Annotated in this window: 20 protein-coding genes, 1 pseudogene, 1 CRISPR repeat array and 1 riboswitch; of the genes and pseudogenes, 7 read left to right on the top strand and 14 right to left on the bottom strand. The window is 26.7% G+C overall.

Features of this window, described 5'->3' with window-relative positions; all coding sequences use genetic code 11:
• Positions 1 to 164: 164 nt before the first annotated feature.
• The 4 genes from ACTG45_RS07485 to ACTG45_RS07470 all read right to left on the bottom strand — a co-directional run bounded on the left by ACTG45_RS07485 (position 165) and on the right by ACTG45_RS07470 (position 4,221).
• The gene (locus tag ACTG45_RS07485; RefSeq protein WP_021384219.1) at positions 165 to 758 is read right to left on the bottom strand and encodes a helix-turn-helix domain-containing protein; all 594 of its coding nucleotides are present in this window, start codon (positions 756 to 758) and stop codon (positions 165 to 167) included.
• 64 nt (positions 759 to 822) lie between these two features.
• A complete protein-coding gene (locus tag ACTG45_RS07480) occupies positions 823 to 2,292 on the bottom strand; it encodes a VanW family protein (protein ID WP_021384204.1) in 1,470 nt (489 codons plus the stop codon).
• Between the two features lie 123 nt (positions 2,293 to 2,415).
• Complete coding sequence (locus ACTG45_RS07475) at positions 2,416 to 3,807, bottom strand: UbiD family decarboxylase (RefSeq protein WP_479918501.1); 1,392 nt, start codon at positions 3,805 to 3,807, stop codon at positions 2,416 to 2,418.
• Positions 3,808 to 3,972: 165 nt separating this feature from the next.
• Complete coding sequence (locus tag ACTG45_RS07470) at positions 3,973 to 4,221, bottom strand: hypothetical protein (RefSeq protein ID WP_479920285.1); 249 nt, start codon at positions 4,219 to 4,221, stop codon at positions 3,973 to 3,975.
• Positions 4,222 to 4,486: 265 nt separating this feature from the next.
• Between ACTG45_RS07470 and ACTG45_RS07465 the strand changes: the two genes are divergently transcribed.
• On the top strand, positions 4,487 to 6,577 hold the full coding sequence (locus tag ACTG45_RS07465) for a peroxiredoxin (protein WP_021384223.1): 2,091 nt from the start codon (positions 4,487 to 4,489) through the stop codon (positions 6,575 to 6,577).
• A gap of 203 nt (positions 6,578 to 6,780) precedes the next feature.
• On the opposite strand, the gene ACTG45_RS07460 is transcribed toward ACTG45_RS07465, so the two are convergent.
• The gene (locus tag ACTG45_RS07460) at positions 6,781 to 7,380 is read right to left on the bottom strand and encodes a ribonuclease H1 domain-containing protein (RefSeq protein ID WP_479920092.1); all 600 of its coding nucleotides are present in this window, start codon (positions 7,378 to 7,380) and stop codon (positions 6,781 to 6,783) included.
• Positions 7,381 to 7,397: 17 nt separating this feature from the next.
• A complete protein-coding gene (locus ACTG45_RS07455; RefSeq protein WP_479920091.1) occupies positions 7,398 to 10,517 on the bottom strand; it encodes a helicase C-terminal domain-containing protein in 3,120 nt (1,039 codons plus the stop codon).
• Between the two features lie 222 nt (positions 10,518 to 10,739).
• Here ACTG45_RS07455 and pdaA point away from each other — a divergent pair, with 222 nt between their 5' ends.
• Both pdaA and ACTG45_RS07445 read left to right on the top strand, forming a co-directional pair.
• A complete protein-coding gene (gene pdaA, locus ACTG45_RS07450; protein ID WP_021384202.1) occupies positions 10,740 to 11,564 on the top strand; it encodes a delta-lactam-biosynthetic de-N-acetylase in 825 nt (274 codons plus the stop codon).
• Between the two features lie 309 nt (positions 11,565 to 11,873).
• Positions 11,874 to 13,673, top strand: coding sequence for an alpha/beta fold hydrolase (locus ACTG45_RS07445; protein ID WP_479920090.1), 1,800 nt, complete (start codon positions 11,874 to 11,876; stop codon positions 13,671 to 13,673).
• Between the two features lie 287 nt (positions 13,674 to 13,960).
• On the opposite strand, the gene ACTG45_RS07440 is transcribed toward ACTG45_RS07445, so the two are convergent.
• Positions 13,961 to 14,746 carry a GNAT family N-acetyltransferase gene (locus tag ACTG45_RS07440; RefSeq protein WP_479920089.1) on the bottom strand — a complete coding sequence of 262 codons (786 nt, stop codon included), beginning with the start codon at positions 14,744 to 14,746 and terminating at the stop codon, positions 13,961 to 13,963.
• Between the two features lie 196 nt (positions 14,747 to 14,942).
• Positions 14,943 to 15,077, bottom strand: coding sequence for a hypothetical protein (locus ACTG45_RS07435; protein WP_479920088.1), 135 nt, complete (start codon positions 15,075 to 15,077; stop codon positions 14,943 to 14,945).
• A gap of 229 nt (positions 15,078 to 15,306) precedes the next feature.
• On the opposite strand from ACTG45_RS07435, the gene ACTG45_RS07430 reads away from it, so the two are divergent.
• The 3 genes from ACTG45_RS07430 to ACTG45_RS07420 all read left to right on the top strand — a co-directional run bounded on the left by ACTG45_RS07430 (position 15,307) and on the right by ACTG45_RS07420 (position 17,199).
• Positions 15,307 to 15,672 (top strand): winged helix-turn-helix transcriptional regulator, encoded by a 366-nt coding sequence (locus tag ACTG45_RS07430; protein ID WP_479920087.1) that lies wholly within the window; start codon positions 15,307 to 15,309, stop codon positions 15,670 to 15,672.
• Between the two features lie 77 nt (positions 15,673 to 15,749).
• Positions 15,750 to 16,304 carry a cysteine hydrolase family protein gene (locus ACTG45_RS07425; RefSeq protein WP_479920086.1) on the top strand — a complete coding sequence of 185 codons (555 nt, stop codon included), beginning with the start codon at positions 15,750 to 15,752 and terminating at the stop codon, positions 16,302 to 16,304.
• 220 nt (positions 16,305 to 16,524) lie between these two features.
• Positions 16,525 to 17,199 (top strand): MgtC/SapB family protein, encoded by a 675-nt coding sequence (locus ACTG45_RS07420; protein ID WP_021384200.1) that lies wholly within the window; start codon positions 16,525 to 16,527, stop codon positions 17,197 to 17,199.
• 231 nt (positions 17,200 to 17,430) lie between these two features.
• On the opposite strand, the gene ACTG45_RS07415 is transcribed toward ACTG45_RS07420, so the two are convergent.
• The 4 genes and pseudogenes from ACTG45_RS07415 to ACTG45_RS07400 form a co-directional block, all read right to left on the bottom strand.
• Positions 17,431 to 18,570: an agmatine deiminase family protein gene (locus ACTG45_RS07415; RefSeq protein WP_021384173.1), complete on the bottom strand. Its 1,140-nt coding sequence runs from the start codon at positions 18,568 to 18,570 to the stop codon at positions 17,431 to 17,433.
• A gap of 58 nt (positions 18,571 to 18,628) precedes the next feature.
• On the bottom strand, positions 18,629 to 19,423 hold the full coding sequence (locus ACTG45_RS07410; protein ID WP_479920085.1) for a MerR family transcriptional regulator: 795 nt from the start codon (positions 19,421 to 19,423) through the stop codon (positions 18,629 to 18,631).
• A 371-nt stretch (positions 19,424 to 19,794) separates the two neighbouring features.
• Positions 19,795 to 20,177: pseudogene (locus ACTG45_RS07405) on the bottom strand (BlaI/MecI/CopY family transcriptional regulator).
• Positions 20,178 to 20,283: 106 nt separating this feature from the next.
• Positions 20,284 to 20,661: a BlaI/MecI/CopY family transcriptional regulator gene (locus tag ACTG45_RS07400; protein WP_021384211.1), complete on the bottom strand. Its 378-nt coding sequence runs from the start codon at positions 20,659 to 20,661 to the stop codon at positions 20,284 to 20,286.
• A 207-nt stretch (positions 20,662 to 20,868) separates the two neighbouring features.
• Positions 20,869 to 20,964: riboswitch (cyclic di-GMP riboswitch) on the top strand.
• A gap of 374 nt (positions 20,965 to 21,338) precedes the next feature.
• Here ACTG45_RS07400 and ACTG45_RS07395 point away from each other — a divergent pair.
• Positions 21,339 to 21,539 (top strand): cold-shock protein, encoded by a 201-nt coding sequence (locus tag ACTG45_RS07395; RefSeq protein WP_021384215.1) that lies wholly within the window; start codon positions 21,339 to 21,341, stop codon positions 21,537 to 21,539.
• A gap of 205 nt (positions 21,540 to 21,744) precedes the next feature.
• Here the strand turns inward: ACTG45_RS07395 and ACTG45_RS07390 are convergent, their stop codons facing one another.
• Together ACTG45_RS07390 and ACTG45_RS07385 are read right to left on the bottom strand one after the other, a co-directional pair.
• On the bottom strand, positions 21,745 to 22,017 hold the full coding sequence (locus ACTG45_RS07390; protein ID WP_479920084.1) for a hypothetical protein: 273 nt from the start codon (positions 22,015 to 22,017) through the stop codon (positions 21,745 to 21,747).
• A gap of 454 nt (positions 22,018 to 22,471) precedes the next feature.
• A CRISPR array of direct repeats spans positions 22,472 to 24,082; the repeat unit is 29 nt; unit sequence CTTTACATACCACTTAGTTAATATAAAAC.
• A gap of 266 nt (positions 24,083 to 24,348) precedes the next feature.
• Positions 24,349 to 25,164: an SHOCT domain-containing protein gene (locus tag ACTG45_RS07385; protein ID WP_021384222.1), complete on the bottom strand. Its 816-nt coding sequence runs from the start codon at positions 25,162 to 25,164 to the stop codon at positions 24,349 to 24,351.
• Positions 25,165 to 25,762 lie beyond the last annotated feature (598 nt).

Raw genomic sequence — 25,762 nt, 5'->3', positions numbered from 1 at the left:
TTATATCTTTAACTAAAATAATACTCACCTCCACTCTAAAATATATATTTAAGATAACATATTTAATATATCAAGTCAAAACTATACATATTTTGCCATTATTCCCATAATAAAAAAGGTAATCCTCTTCTTCTCGTGAAAAGGTTACCTCTTTTACAATATTACTAACTTTTAATGTTGAATTTTTTTACTTTTCTATACAGTGTAGCTATACCTATATTTAAAGCCTCTGCTACCTTTTTCATACCTTCTGTGTTACTTCCATATTTTTTTATAGCCTTTTCTATAGCTTCCCTCTCAAGGTCATCCATAGTCTTAACTTCTTGTTTATATAATTCATCTAGTTTAAAAGATATTAAGTCAGACATACTTCTTATAAAAGCAGTTAATTCCTTGTCTTTTGAAAGTATTTTCTCCTTTTGCTCTTCATTAAATGCAGCTATACCCAAAATTCCAAGTATATGTTCTCCCATTTTAACAGGAGTACATATATCAGCTAACTCTTTACAATTTTCTCTATTTGCACATTTATTACAGTTCTCTTCTATTTCCTTATTTATAACATAGGATTTTCCATCTTTTAAAACAAGAGAGTATACTGATTTCTCTGAGATTGTCTCTCCTATTTTACCTCTGAATATTCCTGTACCTGCTATCCTAGTTAAATCTTTTGTAACTAAAGTAACATCTACATCCAACACATTAGAAATATTCTCGCAAATACTTTGAACGTAATTCGTTATATTATTTAAATTCAAAGTAATCCCTCCTATTTAGATTTATATTTTTTAACACTCTACATAAATCCTATTCTTGAGAACTTTAAGCTTGCGGTTGTGGTTGTGTCTCATTAGGCTTATTATCAGTTGGTGGTGTTTCTGGTTTTTGCTGATTATCTTGATTTTGATTATTTGTGTTTTGATTATTTTTATTTTCATCTGTCTTTGGTTTTTCTTCTGGTTTTGGTTCCATAGTTCCAACTAATATAATACCTTCCTTCTTAGGATAATATGAATTAGCTATTTTTTCAGTTTTAATTTTCTTGCCATTAGCGTCATTAAATGTTCTATATGTTGATACAGAGTATGCATTTCTTCCGCTTTTATCCACTTTTTCTTTACCTTTAGGCATTGTAGAATCATTAACTCTTTTCATTGTAGTTTGTGAAACACCATCTAATTTTGTTGATATTGTTATGTTTTGTTTGTCTTCTGCACTTCCATATATGTTGCAAACAATTTGATTCCCTGAAACGTAATTTTTTATGTAAACTGGATGCTTTAGATTATTTTTAAATAAGAAATCTATTCCACTATCTGCAACAGTTGCATCTCTTCCTTTTGGAACATAACTTGATGGTATTGTATGATTTTTTACATTAACAATTTCTAAACCTGCATATAACACAGAATTATATAATGTTGATGAAACTTGACAAACTCCTCCACCATAGTCTTCTTCCATCTCACCCTCCATTATTACAGGTGCACTCTTGTATCCATTTTCTTTACTTCTTTTACCTGTATGATTGTTAAATGAAAAAGTTTCTCCTGGCATAAGCAACACATTACTTATGTTATCTGTTGCTAATTTTATATTTATACTTCTATTTACCTGAGAAGTCTTAAATGTTGTTGAATACGTACCTAAATTTGTGTCTATTTTAGCAAGCTGTTCTTTTTTTATCTTTGCTTGAGTAGCTTTTACTACTAATTTGTTCTTATAGTTACCTTTTTTAGTTTGATTATCAAAACTTTCCATACTCTTAGAAATGTCCATTTTAAGACCATCAGAGTCTGGCACAACTTTTACTTTTTCGCCACTTATATCAAGTGTTGCATCTTTTACGTCTACATCTATTTCTTTAGCTATCTTTTCCATCTCTGATTTTAGCTTATTTTTATCATAGTTTATCACTACTACTAAGTTACTCTTCTTTCCAAAATTTGCTGAAATAGTTTTTGATAGATTTCCAAAGAAACCATTCTTTCTATTTAAATTATATGCATTTTCTACTGTTTTATCCAAATCTGTAGATAAATTTAAATCTTTGCTTTTAACTTTCCAGTTTTTATCATTGTAGATAAACTCAACATTTTCTAATTTGTATTTTTTACTTAACTCCTGTTTTGCTTGTGCTTTAGTTAATTTGCCAATATTTACTCCATTAACATATGTGTTTTTTGCTATTTTCTCCCCTTTAAATTGCATACACATTACACCCATAAAAATTATGACTACTAATGCTACAGCTCCAATAGCTATAACTAGCTTTTTGTTCACATTACTCATCCCATACTTCTCCTTACAATAAAATTATTTATATACACCTACTATTATATTACTACATAATCTGCCTTAAAAACCCAAAAACTTTTTAATTATATAATAATTTAACATTATTAATATAATTAATTAATATTCATTTAGACCTTTTTCTGATATGGCATATATTTTTTCATTGTAAATATTAACCGCGTAAACCTCTTTACCTTTAAACAATCCTTTGTTTACTACAGCATAATAATAAATATTTTTATACTTTCCAAATAATTCTTCTAAAGTTTTTTTACTTTTTACATATCTGTCAGCTTTCTCTATATCTAATATCTCAACCTTTTTATATTTATTTTCTTTTTCATCAAGAGTATTAGTTAATACAAACTTAGCTTTATCTTTAGTAATACCAAATTGATAGCTTCCATCCTCTAATATTCTAAAGTACCCATCTCCATAGTCTACTTTGTAATCTTTTTTACCATCTTTATATGAATATAAATCTTTAGTTTTTGCACTCACTAATACCTCATTTATTAATTTATCATATTCATATACTTCGGCATAATAGTATTTATTATTTTTTATCATTTGTGGAAGTGAGTTTATAGATAGATTTGACTTGTCTTTGCCACTTTTTTTGGATATTACATTTATAATGTCATCAGATGTTAAAGTATACAATGATAAATTCTTTTTATATTTTTTCTCTAAACTTTGTACCTTTTCATCATCTGAATAGTCTTCTTTTAAATACTCTATATACTGTAATGCTCTTTCATAGTCTCCAGAAGTGTTTGCCTCTTCAGCTTTACTTATATAGTAATCATACATTTCCTCAATGCATTGCTTTTTAGCATTTTGAGCCATATTATAATACTTCTCATCTTCTTTTAATACTTTATTATACTTTTCAATAGCTTCATAATACTTATAGACCTTTTGGTCTTTGACTGCAGAATCATAAACATCTCTAGATTCCTTGATTGTTTCTATATTCTGTTTGTATACATCTAAATTACTACCCACGCCATTTAATATCGAAACAGTGTTTATGTAATTAATGGCAATATCATAAGTAGTATTCTCTTCCTTATACATTTCCTTAACTCTATCAGCCTGAACTAATAAATCATCCATATCTATATTTATTTTATTTAACTCTTTTACTGTATTTATTAATCCAATAAAACTTTCTTGACTTATATCTCCATCTAAATATTTATCTCCACTGTTTAATAACAATTTGTTTATTTTTTTAGAAACAGACTTATTGAATCTTTCCATTTTCGAGTCAGAAAACTTCTTTTCTATGCTTGCATAGTAATCAACAGCTACAGAATACTGTCTTTTGTCTATAATTTTCAACAACTCATTAGCTTCATTTCCTACACTAAATTCATTACTACTTAAGAAAAATACTATCATTAAAACAATTACGCCTAATACTGATAATGAAATTGCAACTATAGACTTTCTTTTTTCATCAATAAAATCTACAGCTTTTTCAAATAAATCTCTAAAATTCATTATAGTTCCCTCTCCATTTAGCAATATTTATATTTTATGGTAAACTAAATTTCTTATTGGTTATTATATCATAATTCTTGAAAAAAAATAAAAACACAAGTTAAATCGTGTTTTTATTTTACCTATCAATCATTATTTTATACATAAATATTTCCTTTACATAAATTATGATATCTTTCTGTTTATATCTCTAGAATGACTTTTCTGTTTTTTATTAGCATTGACATTTTTCATTCTTGTTTTATGTATAGTTTTATTATCAAATATTTTTCTAGCATTGCATAAAACAACTCCAGTTGTTAAACAAACTGTAAGTACACTTCCCATCAAAAAGTAGTAATCCAATCCTATATGTACTCCCATAACTGAATTTATTAATACTAATGCAAAAGTCATTGCAAAACATATCATCATGGAGATAACTAAAATTCTTAGAATTTTTTTCAATTCAATCACCTCGTATAATCGCTAATATTGACACTACCCCTTATCCATTACTATACCAAATTAGTAAAAAAATAGCAATTACTATTGTCATTTATGTTAGGAAAATATTAAATATTTTTAATAAATAGCTTTTTTTGACATTAGGATTCCTTAATTTTTAATAAAGTAGTAACACTAATCTCTATTAATTAATAGAATAAAATAAATGATAATTTATTGAGGGGTGATTTACATGCCAAATTTGCCAAGTTTAGGATCAAAGGCTCCTGATTTTAAAGCCAATACAACAAACGGCCCTATTAGACTCTCTGATTATAAAGGTAATTGGATTGTTTTATTTTCACATCCTGGTGATTTTACACCAGTTTGTACTACAGAATTTTTGTGTTTTGCTAAATATTATGACGAATTTAAAAAAAGAAATACGGAATTAATTGGTCTAAGCGTTGATAGCAATAGTTCACATCTTGCTTGGATGTACAATATCTCTTTACTTACAGGTGTAGAAATACCATTTCCTATTATAGAAGATAGAGATATGAGAATTGCAAAATTATATGGTATGATATCAAAACCAATGAGTGATACATCAACTGTTCGTTCTGTATTTATTATAGATAATAATCAAATTTTAAGAACGATTCTTTATTATCCACTGACTACAGGAAGAAATATCCCAGAAATACTTAGAATAGTAGATGCTCTTCAAACTAGTGATAGAGACAACATCGTTACGCCTGCAAACTGGTTTCCTGGTATGCCAGTGATTCTACCATATCCTAAAAACTATAAAGAATTAAAAAATAGGGTTAACAGCTGTAATAAGAAATATTCCTGTATGGACTGGTACTTATGTTTTGTACCAGATAATTATAATGACGAAGAATTAAATAAGAAGATTGATAATAATTGTAGCTGGAATACAGAACATACTAAAAATATTGAAAATAAATCTGATTGCGAGAATAAAAATACTGACTATATGAATAAAACTCATGATTGTAAAGAAAATCACAACAATGATATTAAAAAAGATTGTAACTGTGAACAGAAGCACACTAAAAATACCAATAAAACTTCTAACTCTAAACAAAGCAAACTTAAAGATAAATCTTGTGATGCAATAAATTATAACTACGATAAAGAAGATAGTAGTTATGAAGATTTCTATAAACAAAATTATAAAAACTATGATTATACTAGTGAAAAAAATACTAAAAAAATAGCTATGAAGACTTTGAAAGATTCAAAAAAATTAGCTAGACCACAAATAACAGACCCATACAATCCAATAGTTGAAAATGCAAATTGTCCAGATATAAGTCCAATTGTGGCAGAATATGTTCTTGGTAATCCGACTAATGTAGATGCTCAACTATTGGATGCAGTTATCTTTGCCTTTGCAGAGATAGACCAGTCTGGCAATTTATTTATTCCTTATCCTAGATTTTTAAATCAATTACTTGCTCTTAAAGGTGAAAAACCTAGCTTAAAAGTAATTGTAGCTATCGGAGGTTGGGGAGCTGAGGGCTTCTCTGATGCAGCATTAACTCCTACATCTAGATATAATTTTGCAAGACAGGTTAATCAGATGATAAATGAATATGCTTTAGACGGAGTTGATATAGACTGGGAATATCCTGGAAGTAGTGCATCTGGAATAGTATCAAGACCTCAGGATAGAGAAAACTTTACACTTTTATTGACAGCCATAAGAGATGTTATAGGAGATGAAAAATGGCTTAGTGTGGCTGGAACAGGAGATAGAGGATATATAAATTCAAGTGCTGAAATAGATAAAATAGCACCAATAATAGATTATTTTAATCTTATGAGTTATGATTTTACAGCAGGTGAAACAGGTCCAAATGGTAGAAAACATCAAGCAAATCTTTTTGAATCTGATTTATCTTTACCAGGATATAGCGTTGATATAATGGTAAGAAATCTTGAAAATGCTGGAATGCCTTCTGAAAAAATACTTCTTGGCATACCATTTTACGGAAGATTAGGTGCTACTATAACAAGAACTTATGATGAACTTAGAAGAGATTATATAAATAAAAACGGGTATGAATATAGATTTGATAATGTTGCTCAAGTTCCATATTTAGTTAGGGATGGAGAGTTTGCAATGTCCTATGATGATTCCTTATCCATCTTCTTAAAAACTCAATATGTTCTCAGAAATTGTCTAGGTGGTGTATTTTCATGGACATCAACTTATGACCAAGCAAATATATTGGCTAGAACTATGTCAATTGGTATAAATGACCCTGAGGTATTAAAGGAAGAACTTGAAGGTATATATGGTCAATTCTAATAGAGCGTAAGAAATTTTATAGTTTTATTGTATGAAAGAAGCAGATTGTATTATATTAAATAAACTATATCTAATTAATAATACTATTGATTATTTATAAATTAGATGCTTATTTTACTATAATACAATTCTGCTCTTTTAATTATAACTTAAGAATTTAAATCTATACTTATGACAACTTACTATATATCAACAATTTTTTGTTATACACCAATAGCTTTTTTGGCTAATTTATCAGCTTCCTCATTATATTTATTTCCAGAGTGAGCTTTAACCTTTGTAAATTTCACATTTAATTTATTTTTAATACTGTCATAAAAATTTTTATATGCTATAGTTCCTTCTTTATTTGTTTTCCAAACTCCAGTACACCACTTTTCAATACCTTCATAGTCAAAATATAAAATCAGGTTTTGAATATTATTCTCAATACAGTATTGCATTGCAATTTTAGAAGCCTCTATTTCTCCAGCTACGTTTCTCATTCCTACAAGAGTTTCCTCTTTTCCTTTTTCACTATATGTTTTTATAACTTCATTATTTTTTAAAATCACAACACCAGAACCATACATCTTTATTGAATGTTCATAGCTTCCATCTACATATGCTTCTATAACTTCTTCATCTTCTTTAAAGCTCGATTTTTCTGACCCATAAATATACTCTTTTGCTTCTTGTAAAGTAGGAAAACTCTTGTATTCAGCTCCTGAAAATCCATTCACCTGTTTTTTGCACTCATCCCATGTATTATATACGCCTATACTTTTACCCTTTTTTACAGCATAAAACTTCTGTTTTGCCAAATATATCACTCCCACCCTTAGTTTTTATGTTCTTCTCTCATAAATATGTCTAAATTTATCAGATAGTTCTTATCAAAATACTTTACTTTCATATCTTTGTTTATAATATCTATATAATACACTTCTCCTTTTACAGCTCTTTGTCTTATATTTTCATTCATGTCTTTTCTTATGATATCCTTATCAACATCATTATTATCTATTCTATCATCGACATTTAACGCTTTTACAGTATCAAATATAACAGATTTTAGTATCAAGCTTCTAGATTTATTTAAATGTTGCTTTACATAAGTGTAAAATTCATTACTATTCATCTTTGAAATTTTACAACCATGCAAATCTTTCTCCAATCTCTTCAGTACACTTATATTAGTTCCTACATCAAAAATCACAAAACATCCATAGTCATATTTACTTCTTAAGATTCTTCCCATAGCTTGTTTTACTTTTATAGTCATTTGAGGGTAATTTATGGTGTAGTAATCTATATTATACTTCTTCATTATAGTAAAATACAAAGGGTCTTTGGGATTTAGATTTGGAAGCTTGTCTAAAGTTACACAAACCAAACCATCTCCTGGAATATCTACACCCTCAAAACATCCTTTTGAACCAAGTACTACACACTTTCGATTCAAATCATTAAGATGTCTAATACCCTTTTTATCAGCATAAATTTCTAAATTAAAACCATGTAAATATTTTTTCAATATTTCATAAGTCTTTTCTTGTCTGTCTTTACTATTAAAAAGAGCTAGTGTATGACCTTCTGTAATTTGTGATATATTAGATATAATTTTACTCATTTCATTTGGAAATTCAGTATTTCTATACTCACATATATCAGAGAAAGCAACCACAGATACCATATTTTTATAATCAAAAATTGGCTCTATAATCTTTTCTACATTCTTAACTCTATCTATTCCTAATGTATTTTTAAAATAAGACATATTTTCAGATAAACTCAAGGTTGCAGATAAAAATATTCCTTTTTCTAATTGAGATAAAATATTTTCTTCAAATAAATCTGCTATTTTTAATGGAACTACTCTAAATTCAAAATCATTATAACTTTTATCAATTTCAACTATCCTTGCATAATCATCCTTTTCATCATATTCTAAAAATATTTCAAATATAATTTTTATATCCTCTAAGTCTCTAGCCTTTGCTTTTCCAAATTTATATATGTCGGTTTCTTTATCTATATTATCATCATCAATATTTCTATAAATTGTTATTATTATTACAACTAAATTTTTTATTATTTTTTCACAACTTGATTTTATCTTTTCACTATACAATCTATAACTTATTTCAGTATCTATGCCATCTTTTTTTAGTTTTCCCACAATTTCATCTATTTGCAGATTTAATTCCCATCTTAAATTATAATTGCTTACACTATTATATTCATTACAGCTACCAAAGTCTAATATTGAATCTATCTCTTCAAGAATAAGATTTATACTTCTAGCAATTTTTTGTTTATCTTTTCTTTCAATTTTTAATATATGATAAAATTTATCAAAAGCCTTTATTTTTCTCATATTTTTACTATATTTTTTATATATGAAGCTACTATCTTGAATGAATTCATATGGATAAATTTCTTGCAATAAATATCTTAAAGACTTTGAATTTATAATGCTTGAAAAGAAATCATATCCCTTTTCAGTCAAATTATGTGCTTCATCTACTATTATATGTTCTAGAGGTTTTTCATCTTTATATGGCCATTTAGCTAATAAAGAATGGTTTACTACTGTTATATGTTCTTCTTTCAATTCTTCTGTCCTTTTCTTATATAGGCAATCTTTTTTACACTTTTTAGGTCTACACATGTTTGGGTCACAACTTATATTTCTTAAGTGTACATTTATTTCCTTAAAATTATCCAACACCCAATAATTTATTTCTTCTATATCTCCATGTTTACCACCTTCAACTAATCTCTCTAAAAATATTAAAGATAATATTTCTCCCTTAGTAGGTTCTTGAGACTCATAGTCTGCTATATATGCTTCCAGTCTATCTATGCAAATATAGTTATTTTTTCCTTTTATATATCCATAACTTACTTTTCCATTTAGACCTAAAGAATCTAACACATTTGGAATATCTTTATTTATTAATTGTATCTGTAATTCCTTTGTATCAGTAGAAATTAACAACCTTTTTTTATTAATTCTAGCTTCTAATATCGCAGGCAATAAATATCCTACACTTTTACCTATACCAGTTGGCGCTTCTATACATGCAATTTTTTCTTCATCTTCATTATTTCTAAACAACTCTCTTATTGTTTTGGTAAGCTCATACTGACCTGATCTATACTCATATGTAAATCCTTCTTTATTCTCCCATATGGTTTTGTATTTTAATAATTCTTCATAATTTTTTTCTTCCTCATTTAAAATTTTTAAGGTTTCTCTTTCTTTTTTCTTCTCTTCCTTTGAGTTAAATTCTTTATATTCTTTTTTAATATTTATATTATCTGATAAATCATAGTTTGCCTCTTCTAAAAATTTGCTCCATTCCCATGTTAAAAGATTAAACTTCTTAAGATAAGAATTTATTTTAAAACTCAATGGTTCTAGAGTAGTTTTTTCACAATTATTAAATCTTACCAGAAGACAATTTACAATATTTACGATATCAATTGCATCTGACAACGCTCTATTTTTTACTTTATAATCATAGTTGGTCAAATTATTTTTTAAATACTCCAAGCTATACTCTTTATGATATGGTTCTAAAATAACTGCTAATTCAATTAAATCAATAAATTTATTTTTTAACTTTGGCATATGATACTCAAAACACTTTCTTTTCAAGCTTAAATCATGACATATAATCACGCTATCTTCTACAAAATTTATAAGTCTATCTTCGACTTTTTCTATCTCATAAGCTGTTTCTAAATCACTTTTATTTAAATTACTACATAGTGAAAATACTTCTATAGGTACATCATACTTATTTTTTATTAATGATTGATATGTATCTATCTTCCAATCTTTAACCTTAACAGCTCCAACTTCTAAAATTTCTGAATTTAGATAATCTAATCCACTAATTTCTATATCTAAAAAAACAACATTATTCAATACACTTATTATATTATCCATTTTTATATCCCTTCAAGTTAAACAAGTCTAACTTATATACAATGATTGCTCTTTATATTTTATCATTTATATGTACTTTATTTAATATAATTAATATTAATTTTATATATCTTACAACAAATTTCTTTAATTTATTATCTGTATATATGAATATTTTTAACTATAAATATTCAAACTATATTGTAAGAAAGATACTTGAAATTTTAAATAAGAGGTGAAATTGTGAAAAAAGATAGCCTAAAAAAATACATTTTAATTGGAACATTTGCTCTAATACTTTTGGGAATTGCTAGTATAAACTTTAAATCATTAGACAAAACAAAAACTCAAATCTCTAGCCCAACACTTGATACCCATGAATACGATTGGTATTTTAATCCTAGAGAGGATGGTAAACAGCCATCTCCTATAAAAGAAGCAAATTTTTTTAAAAAATATGATTCTTATTATGTAGGAAATCCTAATGAAAAAGTTATATATCTATCATTTGATGCTGGATATGAAAGTGGAAATACTCCAAAATTATTAGATACACTGAAAAAACACAATGCTAAAGCACAGTTTTTCGTAGTTGAAAGTTATATAAAAAGCAATCCAGATTTGATAAAACGTATGGAAAAAGAAGGTCATTTAGTTTGTAATCACTCAAAAAGTCATCCATCAATGGCAGGTATTACAGATTTTGAAAAATTCAAAGAAGAAATTACAAGTGTAGAAAAGGCATACAAAGATGTTACTGGAAAAGAAATGCCTAAGTACTTTAGACCACCTATGGGAAAATTTAGTGAACAGTCTTTGAAATACACAAAAGATTTAGGATATAAATCTATATTTTGGAGTTTTGCTTATGTAGATTGGTATGAAAAGAAACAGCCTACTCATGAATTTGCTAAAAACAAAATTTATTCAAGAACACATCCTGGTGCAATAGTTCTATTACATCCAAATTCATCAACAAACACTGAAATATTGGATGAAGTACTTACACATTGGGAAAAAGAAGGTTATAAACTTAAAACGCTTGATTATCTAAGTAATAAAAAATAATATTTTAATTTCAAAAAAACTCCATCATGAATTATAGTAAAAATAAAACTATTTATAAATACTTTAATTCTTAATGGAGTTTTTTATTTTTTATTACATAAAATAAGGCTCTTGAATATCCTCTAAAATGGTGTTATTTCTCCTTATATCGCATTTGAAAGTCGTTTTACACCCTTTGTGCATAACCTATTAAATTCTATATGTATAACAATATTGTGTAATAATTTACAGTGTCAAAAAATACAATTACTAGCCTTTCTTGTTAAAAACTGTATAATATGCTAACCTATAAACGAGGAGTTGACCGCTATGACTACGATTTGTGTAATGATTGACCATATATTTTTAGATACAGAATATAAGCAACCAACTATTCATCAACACTTTGCAAAACATATTATTATATCACAATCTGGAAACTTGTCTGTGATGTTTGATAATGGCGAGGAATTACAATGTAAGGGGATTATTATAGATTCCAATGTCGCACATACAGTGTCAAGTAAAGATAACAAAATGTTGGTTTTCTTGATAGATGACACAAGCATGCTATCTCAAAATCTTAATCAACATCAATTACTAGGCTATCCTTTTTTCGTTATAGACAATCTCATAGTTGAACAAATACAAAAAATTTATATCACTTGTCAGGCAAAGGGATTTCCCCAAAGCTATATTGACTTTTCAAATCAAGTTTTCCATCTATTGAATTTAAATTATCATAGTTCATCTCTTACAGACAGTAGAATACAATGGGCATTGAATCATATTCTAAAGTCCACACACATTGATAATCAAAGCTTTTTTGAGATATGTGCTGAAATAAAATTGTCCAAAAGCCGGTTTTCTCATCTTTTCAAAGAACAAATGGGAATATCACTAAACAGTTATTTGGCTTTATCAAAGCTTCGCAAGGCTTATGAGTTATTATTAAAAAGTGGTGATATTACCTCTAATAAAGGCTTATATTCCCTTAATACAAACGCCAATTTTAATTTTCAGTTAAACAGGGTTATTATGTGGGGCGGAGGTCGCTTGGAAGATATACAAAAAGTCGCTTCTAAAATTGTCGATAGTGAAAGTTGGAAAATAGAACTTATATGTCTGGCTCAAGAAGCCGAACAAGATGAACGCATAGAAAATGCCATTGCTTACTATCGTATGAGTGAATTTTTTATGTACGATGGCGACCCTGATAAAATAGAATCCTACAAAAAAGCGACTACTCTATTTTACGAATACTACTCTGAATATTTCTCAAATGGAACTATACAGATTTTTCATGTGCCATATGAAAATATCACCCTACCTGTGATGTATGCAAAAGCACAGGGAGAGAAAAAGGACATTATATTGCTTCATGGTGGAAATGATTCTTACTTTGAAGAATTCTTTTTTCCGATGCTTTATCTTGCATCACAGGGATTTGATGTTTATCTTTTTGAGGGACCTGGTCAAGGTGGCGTGATGCGTTTACAGGAAAAACACTTTACTTATCAATGGGAACGTCCTGTAAAAGCAATTTTAGACTATTTTCATTTAGATAATGTAACCATCGTAGGTGCTTCCTTGGGAGGTTTTCTTGCTCCACGAGTAGCAGCCTTTGAAAAACGAATTGAGCGAGTGGTAGCTTGGTCTGTATTCCCCAATTTCTTAGACGTAATAATTGGATCGCAACCAATAAAAATGCAAAAACTACTTCGCTTACTGCTAAAATTTAAAACAAAATGGCTAATCAATTTCATAATAAAACAAAAAATGAATCGTGGTGATAGTCTGGTAGTATGGGGGTTAAATCATGGAATGTATGCATATGAAGCATCTACACCTTATGAGTATTTTCAAAGAATCAACGATTATCAAATAGAGCCTATTGCGAAAAAGATAACACAAGACATTTTGATTTTGGGTGCAACGCAAGATCATTTCATTGATTATAGAACTGTTAGTAAAGAGATTGATTTACTTACCAATGTTCGCTCACTTACATTCCGTCTTATGACAGAAACAGAACAAGCTAGTAACCACTGTAACTGTGGAAATAGCAAACTGGTTTTAGATACAATTTCAAATTGGATTATGATGATGAAAAAATCTGATAGAGTTTAAAAATTTATTTTCGAGCCATACAAAATTCCATCTTATACCATGTCTGTACATAACCATACATATGATAATTAGGCCCAGTTACTCAATGTAGCTGGACCTTTCCTATGTCACAAATTTTATAGGGACTTGTGGAATAGGAACATCATTTAATCAATTTTCAAAGAAAAATCCGCTTAAATGAATAGTCCATAAATACCAACAACCCCATCAATCAAGCGTCTTTCAAATGTTTAAGCTGTTGTATAAGATACATTATGAATGACACGAAAATTCACTATTTTTTATAGTTATTTAAAAAGGATTGTCCATTCATTTATCTCTTTGTATCCTATATTTTTATATATTTTACCTGCTATGTCATCATTGTAAAAAAGACATGGTACCTTTCCTTCCAACAATAAGTCTTTACTTAAATTGTAAACTATATAACTTGCAAATCCTTTTCCCCTATATTTTTTATCGGTGCTTACAGATACTACCATTGCCAAAAAACTAGTTTCCATACCAGTTGATGCAGTGCTAATCATAATGTCATTATTTTTAATAAAATATGCTCTTACATTTCCTTCTTTTAAATGCTCTTTTCTTTCTTCTATGTAATTTTTACTTACTTTATAATCTGAGTTATTTAAAAGTTTACCTATTTCATCAACATCTTTTTCCTGAGCCTTTTCTATTTTATACTCACTCATATTGGAGAAATCAATTTCTTTTACTTCCTTTAATATGCAAAATTTATTATCTAGTTTTTCATAGAAATCTTTATATCCACTTATTAATCTATCCATTACACACTTTTTTCCACTTATACTTTCTACATCCAAATCTTTTATATGATACTTCATCTCTTCTATATCAAAATCATTTTTTAGACTATAAATTATAAGTGTTGACTTACTCTTTAATATTATAGAAGTTATATTTCCTCCTTTCATTTGAGACCATATATCTTGAGAGTAGGAGCTAAATCCATAGTTTTCAACATATCCAATTATGAATAAGTTTAAACTTTCTTCATGTGATACATATTGCCAAAATTCTTTTTCTAAAGTGTTATCTATTTTTACAATCAAGTATATATCCTCCTTTTGCATTAATAATGATATACCTTATAATTTATAGTATCATTTAAATTCATTATATTCCACCAAATATTCTTAATTTTTCAAAAATAATTTAGAATTGTAAGCTAATTTATTTCTTGTAAAAATATACAATTAAAGATTATATGTCATTTTATATTTTAAATAAGCTACATTTTTTCAATATCTATGCAATATGTTCATATTTATTTTTATATTCTGTTAGTGCTTCATTCCAAGCTTCTTCTACTGACATACCTTTCTTGATTGCTATTCTTTGTGCCAATTCTATTATTTTCATAGCTTTTCTTGATATATTCATATATTTTCCTCCTCTAAATTATCATAAATTATTTTAAAGTTAAATTTCTATAGTTATTTTATATGTTTATTTACTTATATCTTACTAATTATTTGTGTATTAAATGTGAACTACGCTAGAAGAATTTTAGAACTTAATAAACCATAAACTTTACATACAATTCATATATATTTGTCATATCACAATACAAGTGATATAATTTATTATCATTTTATGGGGGTGATATATTATGAAAATAAGAGATGAATACACATGTCCTCTTGAAATTGTACATGACATAATCAAAGGAAAATGGAAAACTATCCTTGTATTTGAATTAAGACAGTCTAATAAGACATTTTCTGACTTAGAACATAGCATTTTGGGAATAAATCAAAAAATGTTAATTCAACAATTAAAAGAACTACATGAATTTGGTATTATTGATAAGATAAGTTCACCTGGTTATCCATTACATGTTGAATATTTTCTTACTGACCGTGGTAAAAAAATGTTAAAAGCTGTGGAAATAATGCAAGAAATAGGTATAGAATATATGCTTGAAAATGGTCAACAAGGGGTTCTAGACAGCAAAGGAATTTGTTATAATAAATAGTTTTATACATACCAAAAAGTAAGTAATTTACATTTTTTATATGAATATTATAATAAGGATAGATAGGAGGTATAAACATGTCTATAGCTTTAATACTAATTGATATTCAGAATGATTATTTTAAAAACGGAAAATGTGAATTATTTGAACCAGAAAAAGCTGCTGAAAATGCAAAGAAAATATTGCTGTTCTTTAGAAAAAATGACTTACCAGTTATTCATGTACAACATATATCAACAGATAAAACAGCTTCTTTTTTTCTTCCTCACACTTATGGTTCAGAAATAAATGAAGCTGTTTTTCCACTGACAAATGAAGAAATTATAATTAAACATTCACCAGACAGTTTTTTTCAAACCAGCCTACAAACTGTACTTGAGAAAAAAAATATAACTAAGTTGGTGATTTGTGGAATGATGAGTCATATGTGCATTGATACAAGTGTAAGAACAGCAAAAAAACTGGGATACGACATAACTCTTATAGATGATGCCTGTACAACAAAAAATTTATCTTGGGGTGATGTAGAAATTCATGCAAACACTGTTCATCAAGTATTCATGGCATCATTGCAGAAGAGTTTTGCAGATATAAAAAATACAGATATTTTTTTATCTAGTTGTTATAAATAAAAATATTTACCATATTAAAAAGAGCAAACTTAACTTATTTAAGTATGCTCTTTAATCATTTAAAATTAGATACGTTCTATCATTTTTATATATATAAAATACTCTTATCTATTTTATATTCATATATAACTATCATATAAATTTTAAACTTTACTATATCCACATAAAAAATGTAGTATTATAGTATATATATTATTATATAGAAAGGGGTGCTAGACAAATGAATAATCATATACTAATTCAATTTGAGTATATAGCAAGAATCATCCTTGCTGGTTTCTGTGGAGCTTTAATTGGATATGAAAGGAAAAATAGACTAAAAGAAGCTGGAATACGAACTCATTTTATAGTGGCATTAGGTTCAGCGCTTATAATCATTGTTTCTAAGTATGGGTTTAATGATATAGTAGGTACTCCAGGTATTGGTCTAGACCCAGCCCGTGTTGCAGCTCAAGTTGTCAGTGGAATAGGTTTCTTAGGAGCTGGATTAATATTTATTAGAAATCAATCAGTAAGTGGACTTACTACAGCTGCTGGTATATGGGCAACAGCAGGTACAGGGCTTGCTATTGGCTCTGGGCTATATTTATTAGGTATTGTTTCAAGTATTATCATTGTTATTGTGCAGATATTACTCCATAGAGATAGGAAATGGATGAAACTCCCTACAGCAGAACAAGTTTCGCTCAAGATTTCTAATAGAAGCGATTCGATAGAATATATTGAGGAGAAATTTAAGAAATCTAATATTGAAATTATAAACATGAATATTAAACGCCTTGATGGAGATTGGTTAGAAATAGTTATATATACTAAGTTACCTAAAGGATACAAAAAAACAAATTTATTAAAATTATTTAGTGATAATCCTCTTATAGAAACTTTAGAAATATGAAAAACAAATATAAAGATACAAATTACCACCGATTTTAAAATATGGTGGCGAATGGGTGGCAAAACAATTGCCACTCCATTTTTCTTTATTCAACAATACTATATGTTATTTATTAATCATTTTCTTCTGAATGCTTAAAATTTTCTTCTAACTTCTTTAATTTCATTTTTACTCATTAAGGAATCTTTTTTCCATAAATAAGCTGTCAATATTAATTAATATCACACTTTATTACTCTCTATTTTTAACTACAGCTATAGGTTGTTGTTGAGTTACACAATGAATCATTCCACCATCTTTATATAACTCTCTTATATCTATTCCTATTACTTTTCTATCAGGATATAAATCTTGTATAATCTTATTCGCAACTTTATCATTTGGGTCATTATAATTTGGAACTAATACAACTTTATTACCTATATAAAAATTCATATATGAACCTTGATATGCTAATTTTTTTCCATTTTTTAATTTAACATTGTTTTGCGTAAGTGGTAGATATACATAATTATATTTTTTCCCTTTTACATTTGTTGAATTCAACAATATATTAATATCTTTTTGCTTTAATCCCCAGTCTATCAATCCTTTTTTATTTAATGTAATTATTGTTGATTCATCATAAAATTTTGCAAATCCATCAATATGAAAATCTGTTATATCTATTCCAACTACACCATCTAACCATATAAATTTTTCTACTCCATAATATTTTCTTATATATTTTTCTATATCACCTTGGCTTAAGTTTTTATTTCTATTTTTATTTATTATAGAACTTTTAGTCGCTAAAAATGTTCCACTACCATCAAGCTCTATTGCTCCGCCCTCTAAGACTACTTCACTTAAATTTATACTTTTAATTCCTAAGTCTTCACTTATCTTTTTAGGAATCTGATTTGATTTACTATATGGTTCTTTTCTTCCCCAACCATTAAATCCCCAATCTAATATTACAATTTCATCACTCTCATCATATACAAATATAGGACCATTATCTCTTATCCAAACATCATCAGTTTTATGAATATAAAAATCTACATAACTCATGTCAATGTTTTCTTTTTTCAATAAATTCTCTATTCTATCTTTTTCACTATTATTATAAGCTACTATATGAACATTCTCACCTTCCACTAAAGACTTTGTCATCTTTACCCATACATCTTCTATTCTCTTTTGATATTCTTTTCCATAAGTATAACTATGAGGCCATTGCAACCAAGTGCCTTCATGTTCTTCATCTTCTAGTGTCATATAATACTTTTTTTGATTATTTTGATTTATATTTTCACTTTCATAACCTTTTGTAAATCCTCTCATCATCAATAATAATGGTAATACCAGCATTGAAATTATTTTATTCATAATAACCTCCTCTATTTTTATAATTCAAGTATAAAGGTTATCATAGTGTCAAGGTCAACTAATCTTTTGAAACTTTTATAGATACTTCTGTTATAAATTCATAGCTAAAGGGAGTTAATAATGAATCTACAAGATATTTTTCAATAAAATTTCCTTTAACTTTAAAATCGTTATTTTTAACCCACTTATACAAAGCATTATAAGCATCAATTAAATTTTCATAATCTCCATAACATATTGTACTAATATATGTACCACTTTCAATTACCTTATTATTGAATCCATTTATTTCTTTATTATCTATAATAGGTTGATAATATTCTATTTCATATGTATTTTCATCTATATTTTCATTATCGTAGAACATTACATAATAGCATCCAACTTTATTAGATTTGCTTTTTGAAATCGTATTATAGCAAGATTCTATAAATTCTCCTATCTCTTTATAAGTAATAATGGCTTTTTTGCACAAGGTATTAACTGATTGTCTTTCACAAATATTAACATCATAATTATTTATAATTGTATCTTTAAATTTTACCTTTTCTTCTATTTCTGAAATTAAATATCCATATTTATTTATTTTTTTTGTTAGTTCTTCAATCTTATTGATATATATATCTATATTTTCATATTTATTATTATCAAATATATCTTTTATTTCTTCATAAGAAAACTCATATCTTCTTAAGTTTTTTATTTTTGATATTATACTAATGTCTCCTTCTGTATAGTACCTATATCCATTATTTTCTATGTGACTAGGTTTCAATATATTTTCTTTATCATAATATCTAAGCATTCTAGATGATATTTTAGTTATTTTTGAAGCTTCACCTATTTTATACATACAAACACCTTCTTCATTTTTTTGATTTCGAAGTTTATTACTTTATTATTATTTATATATACTATAGATTAAACTTAAACAAAATGTAAGTGAATTTGTGATATTATCTGATTGTTTGAAGATTTGTTTGATATATCATTGAAATCTAGCTATTTAGTTACAAGTACTTGAATTTCGGTTATAAATTGTAGTATTTTCTTTGTCTTTATTTATATTTATTTTGAAACCATTAAAATATCAGACATTAAATCAATGTTTTTATTTTATCTTATATTTTTATTTATAGTTAATTTTATATAATAAGTTGGGCGGCAAATAGGTGGCAAAAAATTGCTACTCCATTTTTTTATTAAATAATACTATATTTTTTATTAATCATCTTTTTCCAAACTCTTAAAATATTCTTCTAACTCATTTAATTTTTTTCATCTACTTTCTCATCATTTTTATGTAATGCTGAAATCAAACTTCTAATTGAATTTTTATGTATATTTTTTATGAATTCTCTTGTTTCAAATCTCTGATATTGTTTTTCTTTTACTAGTACATTATAGTGAGTACGTTTATCTATTTTCCCTGTTTCTAAAAACTCTCTTCTTTGCAATCTTTTTAATACTGTAAATGTAGTCGTGTCTTTCCATTTATATTTTTGTTCCATGGCTTCAACAATTTCTCTTGATGTCAATATTCTATATGATTCCCAAATATATCTCATAACTTTTAATTCCGCTTCTGGTAATTTACTAATTTTCACGTTATATATACCCTCTTGTCGATTCATATATAAATAAAATTCTATCTTAATAAAGTTTTCCAAACAAGAGAATTAAGGTAAATAATACCACCCAATTTTCACCATATCATTCTTTTAAGTTACTGTAATACTCTTCTAGTGAATCTAACTTATCTTTGCTTATAGATTTATGTGTGGTAGTAAGAAAACGCATTATTTTTCTACTTTTACTAGATTTTAGTACCTTTTTCTTAAAAGCGTAATATTCTTCGTTATCTATTGTTATTTTATAATGAGATTGAAATTTTATAATATCTCTAGCCAAATAACCTTTATCAACCAATCTTTTTAATAGTGTTTTTATTGTACTTTTATGCCATCCATACCTCTGTTTTATATATTTTACAATTTCTTTTTTAGATATTATAGAATCTTTTTTCCATAAATACTCCATTAATATTAGTTCTGCTCTTAATAATTTTTCTATTAACATTTCTTCTTCCATCTTGTGTCGCTCCCTCATTCAGTCTAACTTAAACTAATGATAGGAGCTTTTTAACACAAAAACTACAGGTAAAATTTTCCATATATTCTACTTATTTAGTTTGTTTTTATATATAAAAAATATTATTCATATCTATAAACTTATTCAATTTTCAAACACATATATTGAATAATAACTAATTGCATTGTATTATTAAATTGTAGAATAAAACTAAATCGGCAAAACTATAGAAATTTAGTGACGCAAAGCTATAGGGACTAAGACTTATAAAATTCTTATAAATTATGTCATCCAGTTACCAAAAATATATAGTTCTTTTTGTTTTTATGAAAGTTTTTTAGCGAGATAATAATTTATATGTTTAGAGATAAAATGGATAAGTGTACACATATGTTGACTGCTTATATCAGTAGTTCATACGATTATTATAATTTTGTAAATACAAAGTTATATAGATTTTGTTTTCTAGAGAATCTCTTTTAACTTTATCTCCATTCGCACCAATCTATAGTAATACAAAGCTCTTAAATATATTTTTAATATTAAAAACAAGCAGAAATGTTAACTTAAAAATATAATTAAGTAGACATTTCTATTAATCTATGATACAATAGTATTTGTGGTAATACACAATTAAATCAAGTATATCTTGATATAGGTTAATAGGAGTATTTTTAATGAATAATGGAATAGTGAAATGGTTTAATAATGAAAAAGGATTTGGTTTTATATCAATAGAAGGTGGAGATGATGTATTTGCTCATTTCTCAGCTATACAAACTTCAGGATTTAAATCATTAGAAGAAGGTCAACAAGTAAGCTTTGATATAGTTAAAGGCGCTAGAGGTCCTCAAGCAGAAAATATAACTATATTATAATATATAGATTTTTCGGGAAAGACTCTTTTAGGGTCTTTTTTTATTGCTAGTATATATAAGATAATTATTAATGAAGTAAATAATGTTATCTCAATGTCCCTATCTTCTTCTCTTCCTGCTGTTTGAGTATTACTAAAACTAGATATTGTAACTAACCCATTGTAACCAAAACCAGTTACTATTAAGCGTAATGGTTCGGCTTGGTCTACCATTTTTCAAGCATTGCAACTATTTCAGTAGAGTTTTTTAACTCACTATATCTACAATAAGAAGCATCATATAAGTTGGGTAAGAAGGTCTTGAATGATATTTTTCTTATCTTCTCGCCTTCTTTTTTAATGTCAAATTCAACTAAATTCACTATATGAACAGTTTCAAATCTTTTTTCTTTTTTAATAGATAAAAAATCTTGTGGATTAACTGGGAAATGGAAATCTATTTTTTCTTTTTCATTTTTTATGTATATATCTATTACCAAGTTATCATTTCCTTTCTAATGTGTTTTTGAATATTACACAGCAGTTTTCTTACCATATATTCACTTCCTTATTTAATATTAAAATAAAAAATGCCTATTAAATTTAATAAGCATTGTTTCTTTATTTACATATTTTTTCTAATTTATGCTATAGTGAAAGCAAAGAGATAAAATTTACTTTGTAAAAGGTGAATTTCTCTAATTGATTAGAATTTAAAAGTTATTTTTTTAATCACCCTTAGCTTTTCAATTTTATTTTCCTTGCTCAAAATATTATAACATATAATTCTTACATATTTTACCTATTCTATATTTATTTTATATTATAATCACATCCTTTCAATTAAAAAAACACTTACCATAAGCAAGTGTTTTTGGATTATTTTTAATTTTGAATCCACATAGTTAACATAAAACATTATGATGCAGTTTCTATAACCTATACTGTTGCAAACTTTACATACCACTTAGTTAATATAAAACGATAAATCTTTCATAGATACTCCTAATGCTCCACCCACTTTACATACCACTTAGTTAATATAAAACTATAGAACTAGACTCATCTTGTCCTCGTATGATTATCTTTACATACCACTTAGTTAATATAAAACCTTATGATAGTCAATTAAAAAGTTTTGACTATTATAACTTTACATACCACTTAGTTAATATAAAACTAGCTCAAATAGTCTTAGAATCGGGAGGTTCTAACCCCTTTACATACCACTTAGTTAATATAAAACTAAGATTTTTAGAGTGCAACATGAAAAAAGGTTTATACTTTACATACCACTTAGTTAATATAAAACGACTTACAAATTGAGTAATCGAGGTGGTGATTAAATTCTTTACATACCACTTAGTTAATATAAAACTGAAACTCCTGCTCCTGTTCTACCTAGCATAGATTAGCTTTACATACCACTTAGTTAATATAAAACTATGACATACATTTTAAAAATAATAATTGTATATTCTTTACATACCACTTAGTTAATATAAAACCCTGCTTTAGATGCAGAAACTAATCCAGCTCCTATTCCTTTACATACCACTTAGTTAATATAAAACAAATATTTAAGTTTTTTGAATATATATCTTTTGTATTCTTTACATACCACTTAGTTAATATAAAACAATGCTACTAAAATTAAAGATGATAAGTATAAGACTACTTTACATACCACTTAGTTAATATAAAACTTTCAATGTTTTTTTGCAAAAAAAAAGTTCTCAGACTTTACATACCACTTAGTTAATATAAAACACATTGAACTTCTTAGCAAAGTCATTTACTAAATGTTTCTTTACATACCACTTAGTTAATATAAAACTTTAGCATTTAATTCCTCTATATTGCGTCTTATACTTCTTTACATACCACTTAGTTAATATAAAACTTAAAAGTTTAAAAGACTTATAAAAATAAAAAATAAAACTTTACATACCACTTAGTTAATATAAAACATGACTGTCCTTATTCTGAAAGTTTTAGCATTAAGATCTTTACATACCACTTAGTTAATATAAAACGAAACAGTAGTTTCCCGCTTACATCCCTAAAAGGTAGCTTTACATACCACTTAGTTAATATAAAACAAAAAGAGCAACAATGACAGAAATTGAAATTGATATAACTTTACATACCACTTAGTTAATATAAAACCTGTATTAGTTGGTAATACTAATAGTACACAGTCTAGCTTTACATACCACTTAGTTAATATAAAACTTTCTATTTGACTTTGTATTTCAAACATGTAAACCTAACTTTACATACCACTTAGTTAATATAAAACCTATAATAACAGAATTGCATTATATAGATATTGAATACTTTACATACCACTTAGTTAATATAAAACGTTTTTATCTAGGTTCAACTTTTATGGGGGTTTAATACTTTACATACCACTTAGTTAATATAAAACGGATAATACCAAGACCTACAATGTTAGTTGATAGTGGTCTTTACATACCACTTAGTTAATATAAAACAATGTTAGACCAAGTATATGTTTTAAAGAAAAAACCTTTACATACCACTTAGTTAATATAAAACCCCAAAATAAACTTAGCATTTCCAATGCTTACACACATACAACTCTCTCAAATTTGCAGTGAACCATGAGTAGTGCAGTTGATAACACTTATCACACAGCCTCAAAGCCTTACATTGCAACTGTTAAATCATACTTTATCACGAATATCGCTCACTGCAAAATTTCTATATTTTTATTATATCATAAAATTCAAACTATAAAATTAAAATGAAATAAGTTATCAATTTAAGAACACCTATATATTTGTAAGTACTTACTATATCATCTATTCTAATAATTCCTTTTTCTTTTTATTATATTCTTCCTGTGTAATTGCTCCTGAATCTAACAACTCTTTTAGTTTCTTTATTTGTTCTAATGGGTCTACATAACTCTGATAATTTTTCTTTTTAACTTCATCTATACCATTTTGAATCTCTTCATCAGTCATAATATTATCTTCACTAATATGTAAATCTAATACAGATTTTTCACCAGTTTGTACTTCTCTATAGTATTTAATATAAATACTATTATACTTACCCCCATCATCCTTAGTATAAAATTCAAAAGTGCAACAATCTATCTTAAAATCCTTTAATTCTTCTGTAATATATTTTATAAATAGTTGACATTCTTTAGTATTTTCAAATTTTTCATTTTGTACTGTTAAATAAAATTGAGTAAGTCCAGACTCAACTACATCAACTTTATAGTGACTACCTTTATATTTTTGAGGTACTAATTCTTCTAATTTTGCTTTTAGCTCCTCTGCTGAGATTTTTTTTCCATATTTTTTCTCCCTTTTTTCCTTATCTATTTCTTCTTGTTTTCTGATTCTTTCTGATTCTTCTTTCTTTTGTTGTTCCTCTAAAATAGCCATCTTTTCTTCTGTATATGGGCTTATATCTTCCCAAACTGCATATAAATATATTGTAAAAATAAGAAACATATAAGATATAATACACATAACTCTTTGTTTTTTTCTAACAAAATAAATAATTATTAATGATGCCAAAAGTACCAAACTTCCTGGCATAAATCCTATAAAAATAACTATTCCTAATAACATTAATATTATTGCTACTATTATCATTGGCATATCAAAATTCCCCCACAAATTACTCATCTCAAACAACATTATAGCATAATTTGGTAAAATAAAAGCACCTACAATAAAGTAAGTGTTTTTTAGTATTTTTAATTTAAATCCACATCGTTAATATAAAACTTTGACAACATTTTTACCTATCTCTAGAACTTTTTTCTTCGCATACCACATAGTTAATATAAAACTTTAGTAAGATTTAAAAACATACTATGTTACTCTTAAACCTTAATTATCTTTTAAACTTATGCTGATAGTTTTCAATTTCGATCGATTTAGTTAGCTTCTTATCTGATGCTATTTAGAATAATATATTTATAAATTTTATTAATTTTAATTACTTTACCTTAGTATATTTTTGAAATTTATGAGGTATCAAATCATACAGCATTATAAAAAAAATATGTATAAGAAAAAGTATTAATATTCTAGTTGAATAACTTAAATAAATCCCTTTATATCTTATAAAAACTGGTGAAAGAAGTATAATTGAAAAATATATAATTAAATAGTAGATATAACGATAAATACTACTTTTGAGTTTATATATGGCATTACATTTTTTACACTTAAGTTTTCCAGTAAACATACT

The organism is Clostridioides sp. LIBA-7602, from assembly GCF_056688945.1.
The sequence above is the reverse complement of the archived record's forward strand: the minus strand, read 5'-3'. Positions and strand labels throughout refer to the sequence as shown.

Bases quoted from the DNA above. Each gene is read 5' to 3' on its own strand.
- ACTG45_RS07430 (WP_479920087.1), top strand. From the start codon at position 15,307: ATGAAAATAAGAGATGAATACACATGTCCTCTTGAAATTGTACATGAC.
- ACTG45_RS07445 (WP_479920090.1), top strand. From the start codon at position 11,874: ATGACTACGATTTGTGTAATGATTGACCATATATTTTTAGATACAGAA.
- ACTG45_RS07420 (WP_021384200.1), top strand. From the start codon at position 16,525: ATGAATAATCATATACTAATTCAATTTGAGTATATAGCAAGAATCATC.
- ACTG45_RS07385 (WP_021384222.1), bottom strand. From the start codon at position 25,164: ATGCCAATGATAATAGTAGCAATAATATTAATGTTATTAGGAATAGTT.
- ACTG45_RS07475 (WP_479918501.1), bottom strand. From the start codon at position 3,807: ATGAATTTTAGAGATTTATTTGAAAAAGCTGTAGATTTTATTGATGAA.
- ACTG45_RS07480 (WP_021384204.1), bottom strand. From the start codon at position 2,292: ATGAGTAATGTGAACAAAAAGCTAGTTATAGCTATTGGAGCTGTAGCA.
- ACTG45_RS07435 (WP_479920088.1), bottom strand. From the start codon at position 15,077: ATGAATATATCAAGAAAAGCTATGAAAATAATAGAATTGGCACAAAGA.
- ACTG45_RS07465 (WP_021384223.1), top strand. From the start codon at position 4,487: ATGCCAAATTTGCCAAGTTTAGGATCAAAGGCTCCTGATTTTAAAGCC.
- ACTG45_RS07400 (WP_021384211.1), bottom strand. From the start codon at position 20,661: ATGGAAGAAGAAATGTTAATAGAAAAATTATTAAGAGCAGAACTAATA.
- ACTG45_RS07455 (WP_479920091.1), bottom strand. From the start codon at position 10,517: ATGGATAATATAATAAGTGTATTGAATAATGTTGTTTTTTTAGATATA.
- ACTG45_RS07415 (WP_021384173.1), bottom strand. From the start codon at position 18,570: ATGAATAAAATAATTTCAATGCTGGTATTACCATTATTATTGATGATG.
- ACTG45_RS07425 (WP_479920086.1), top strand. From the start codon at position 15,750: ATGTCTATAGCTTTAATACTAATTGATATTCAGAATGATTATTTTAAA.
- ACTG45_RS07470 (WP_479920285.1), bottom strand. From the start codon at position 4,221: ATGATGATATGTTTTGCAATGACTTTTGCATTAGTATTAATAAATTCA.
- ACTG45_RS07410 (WP_479920085.1), bottom strand. From the start codon at position 19,423: ATGTATAAAATAGGTGAAGCTTCAAAAATAACTAAAATATCATCTAGA.
- ACTG45_RS07395 (WP_021384215.1), top strand. From the start codon at position 21,339: ATGAATAATGGAATAGTGAAATGGTTTAATAATGAAAAAGGATTTGGT.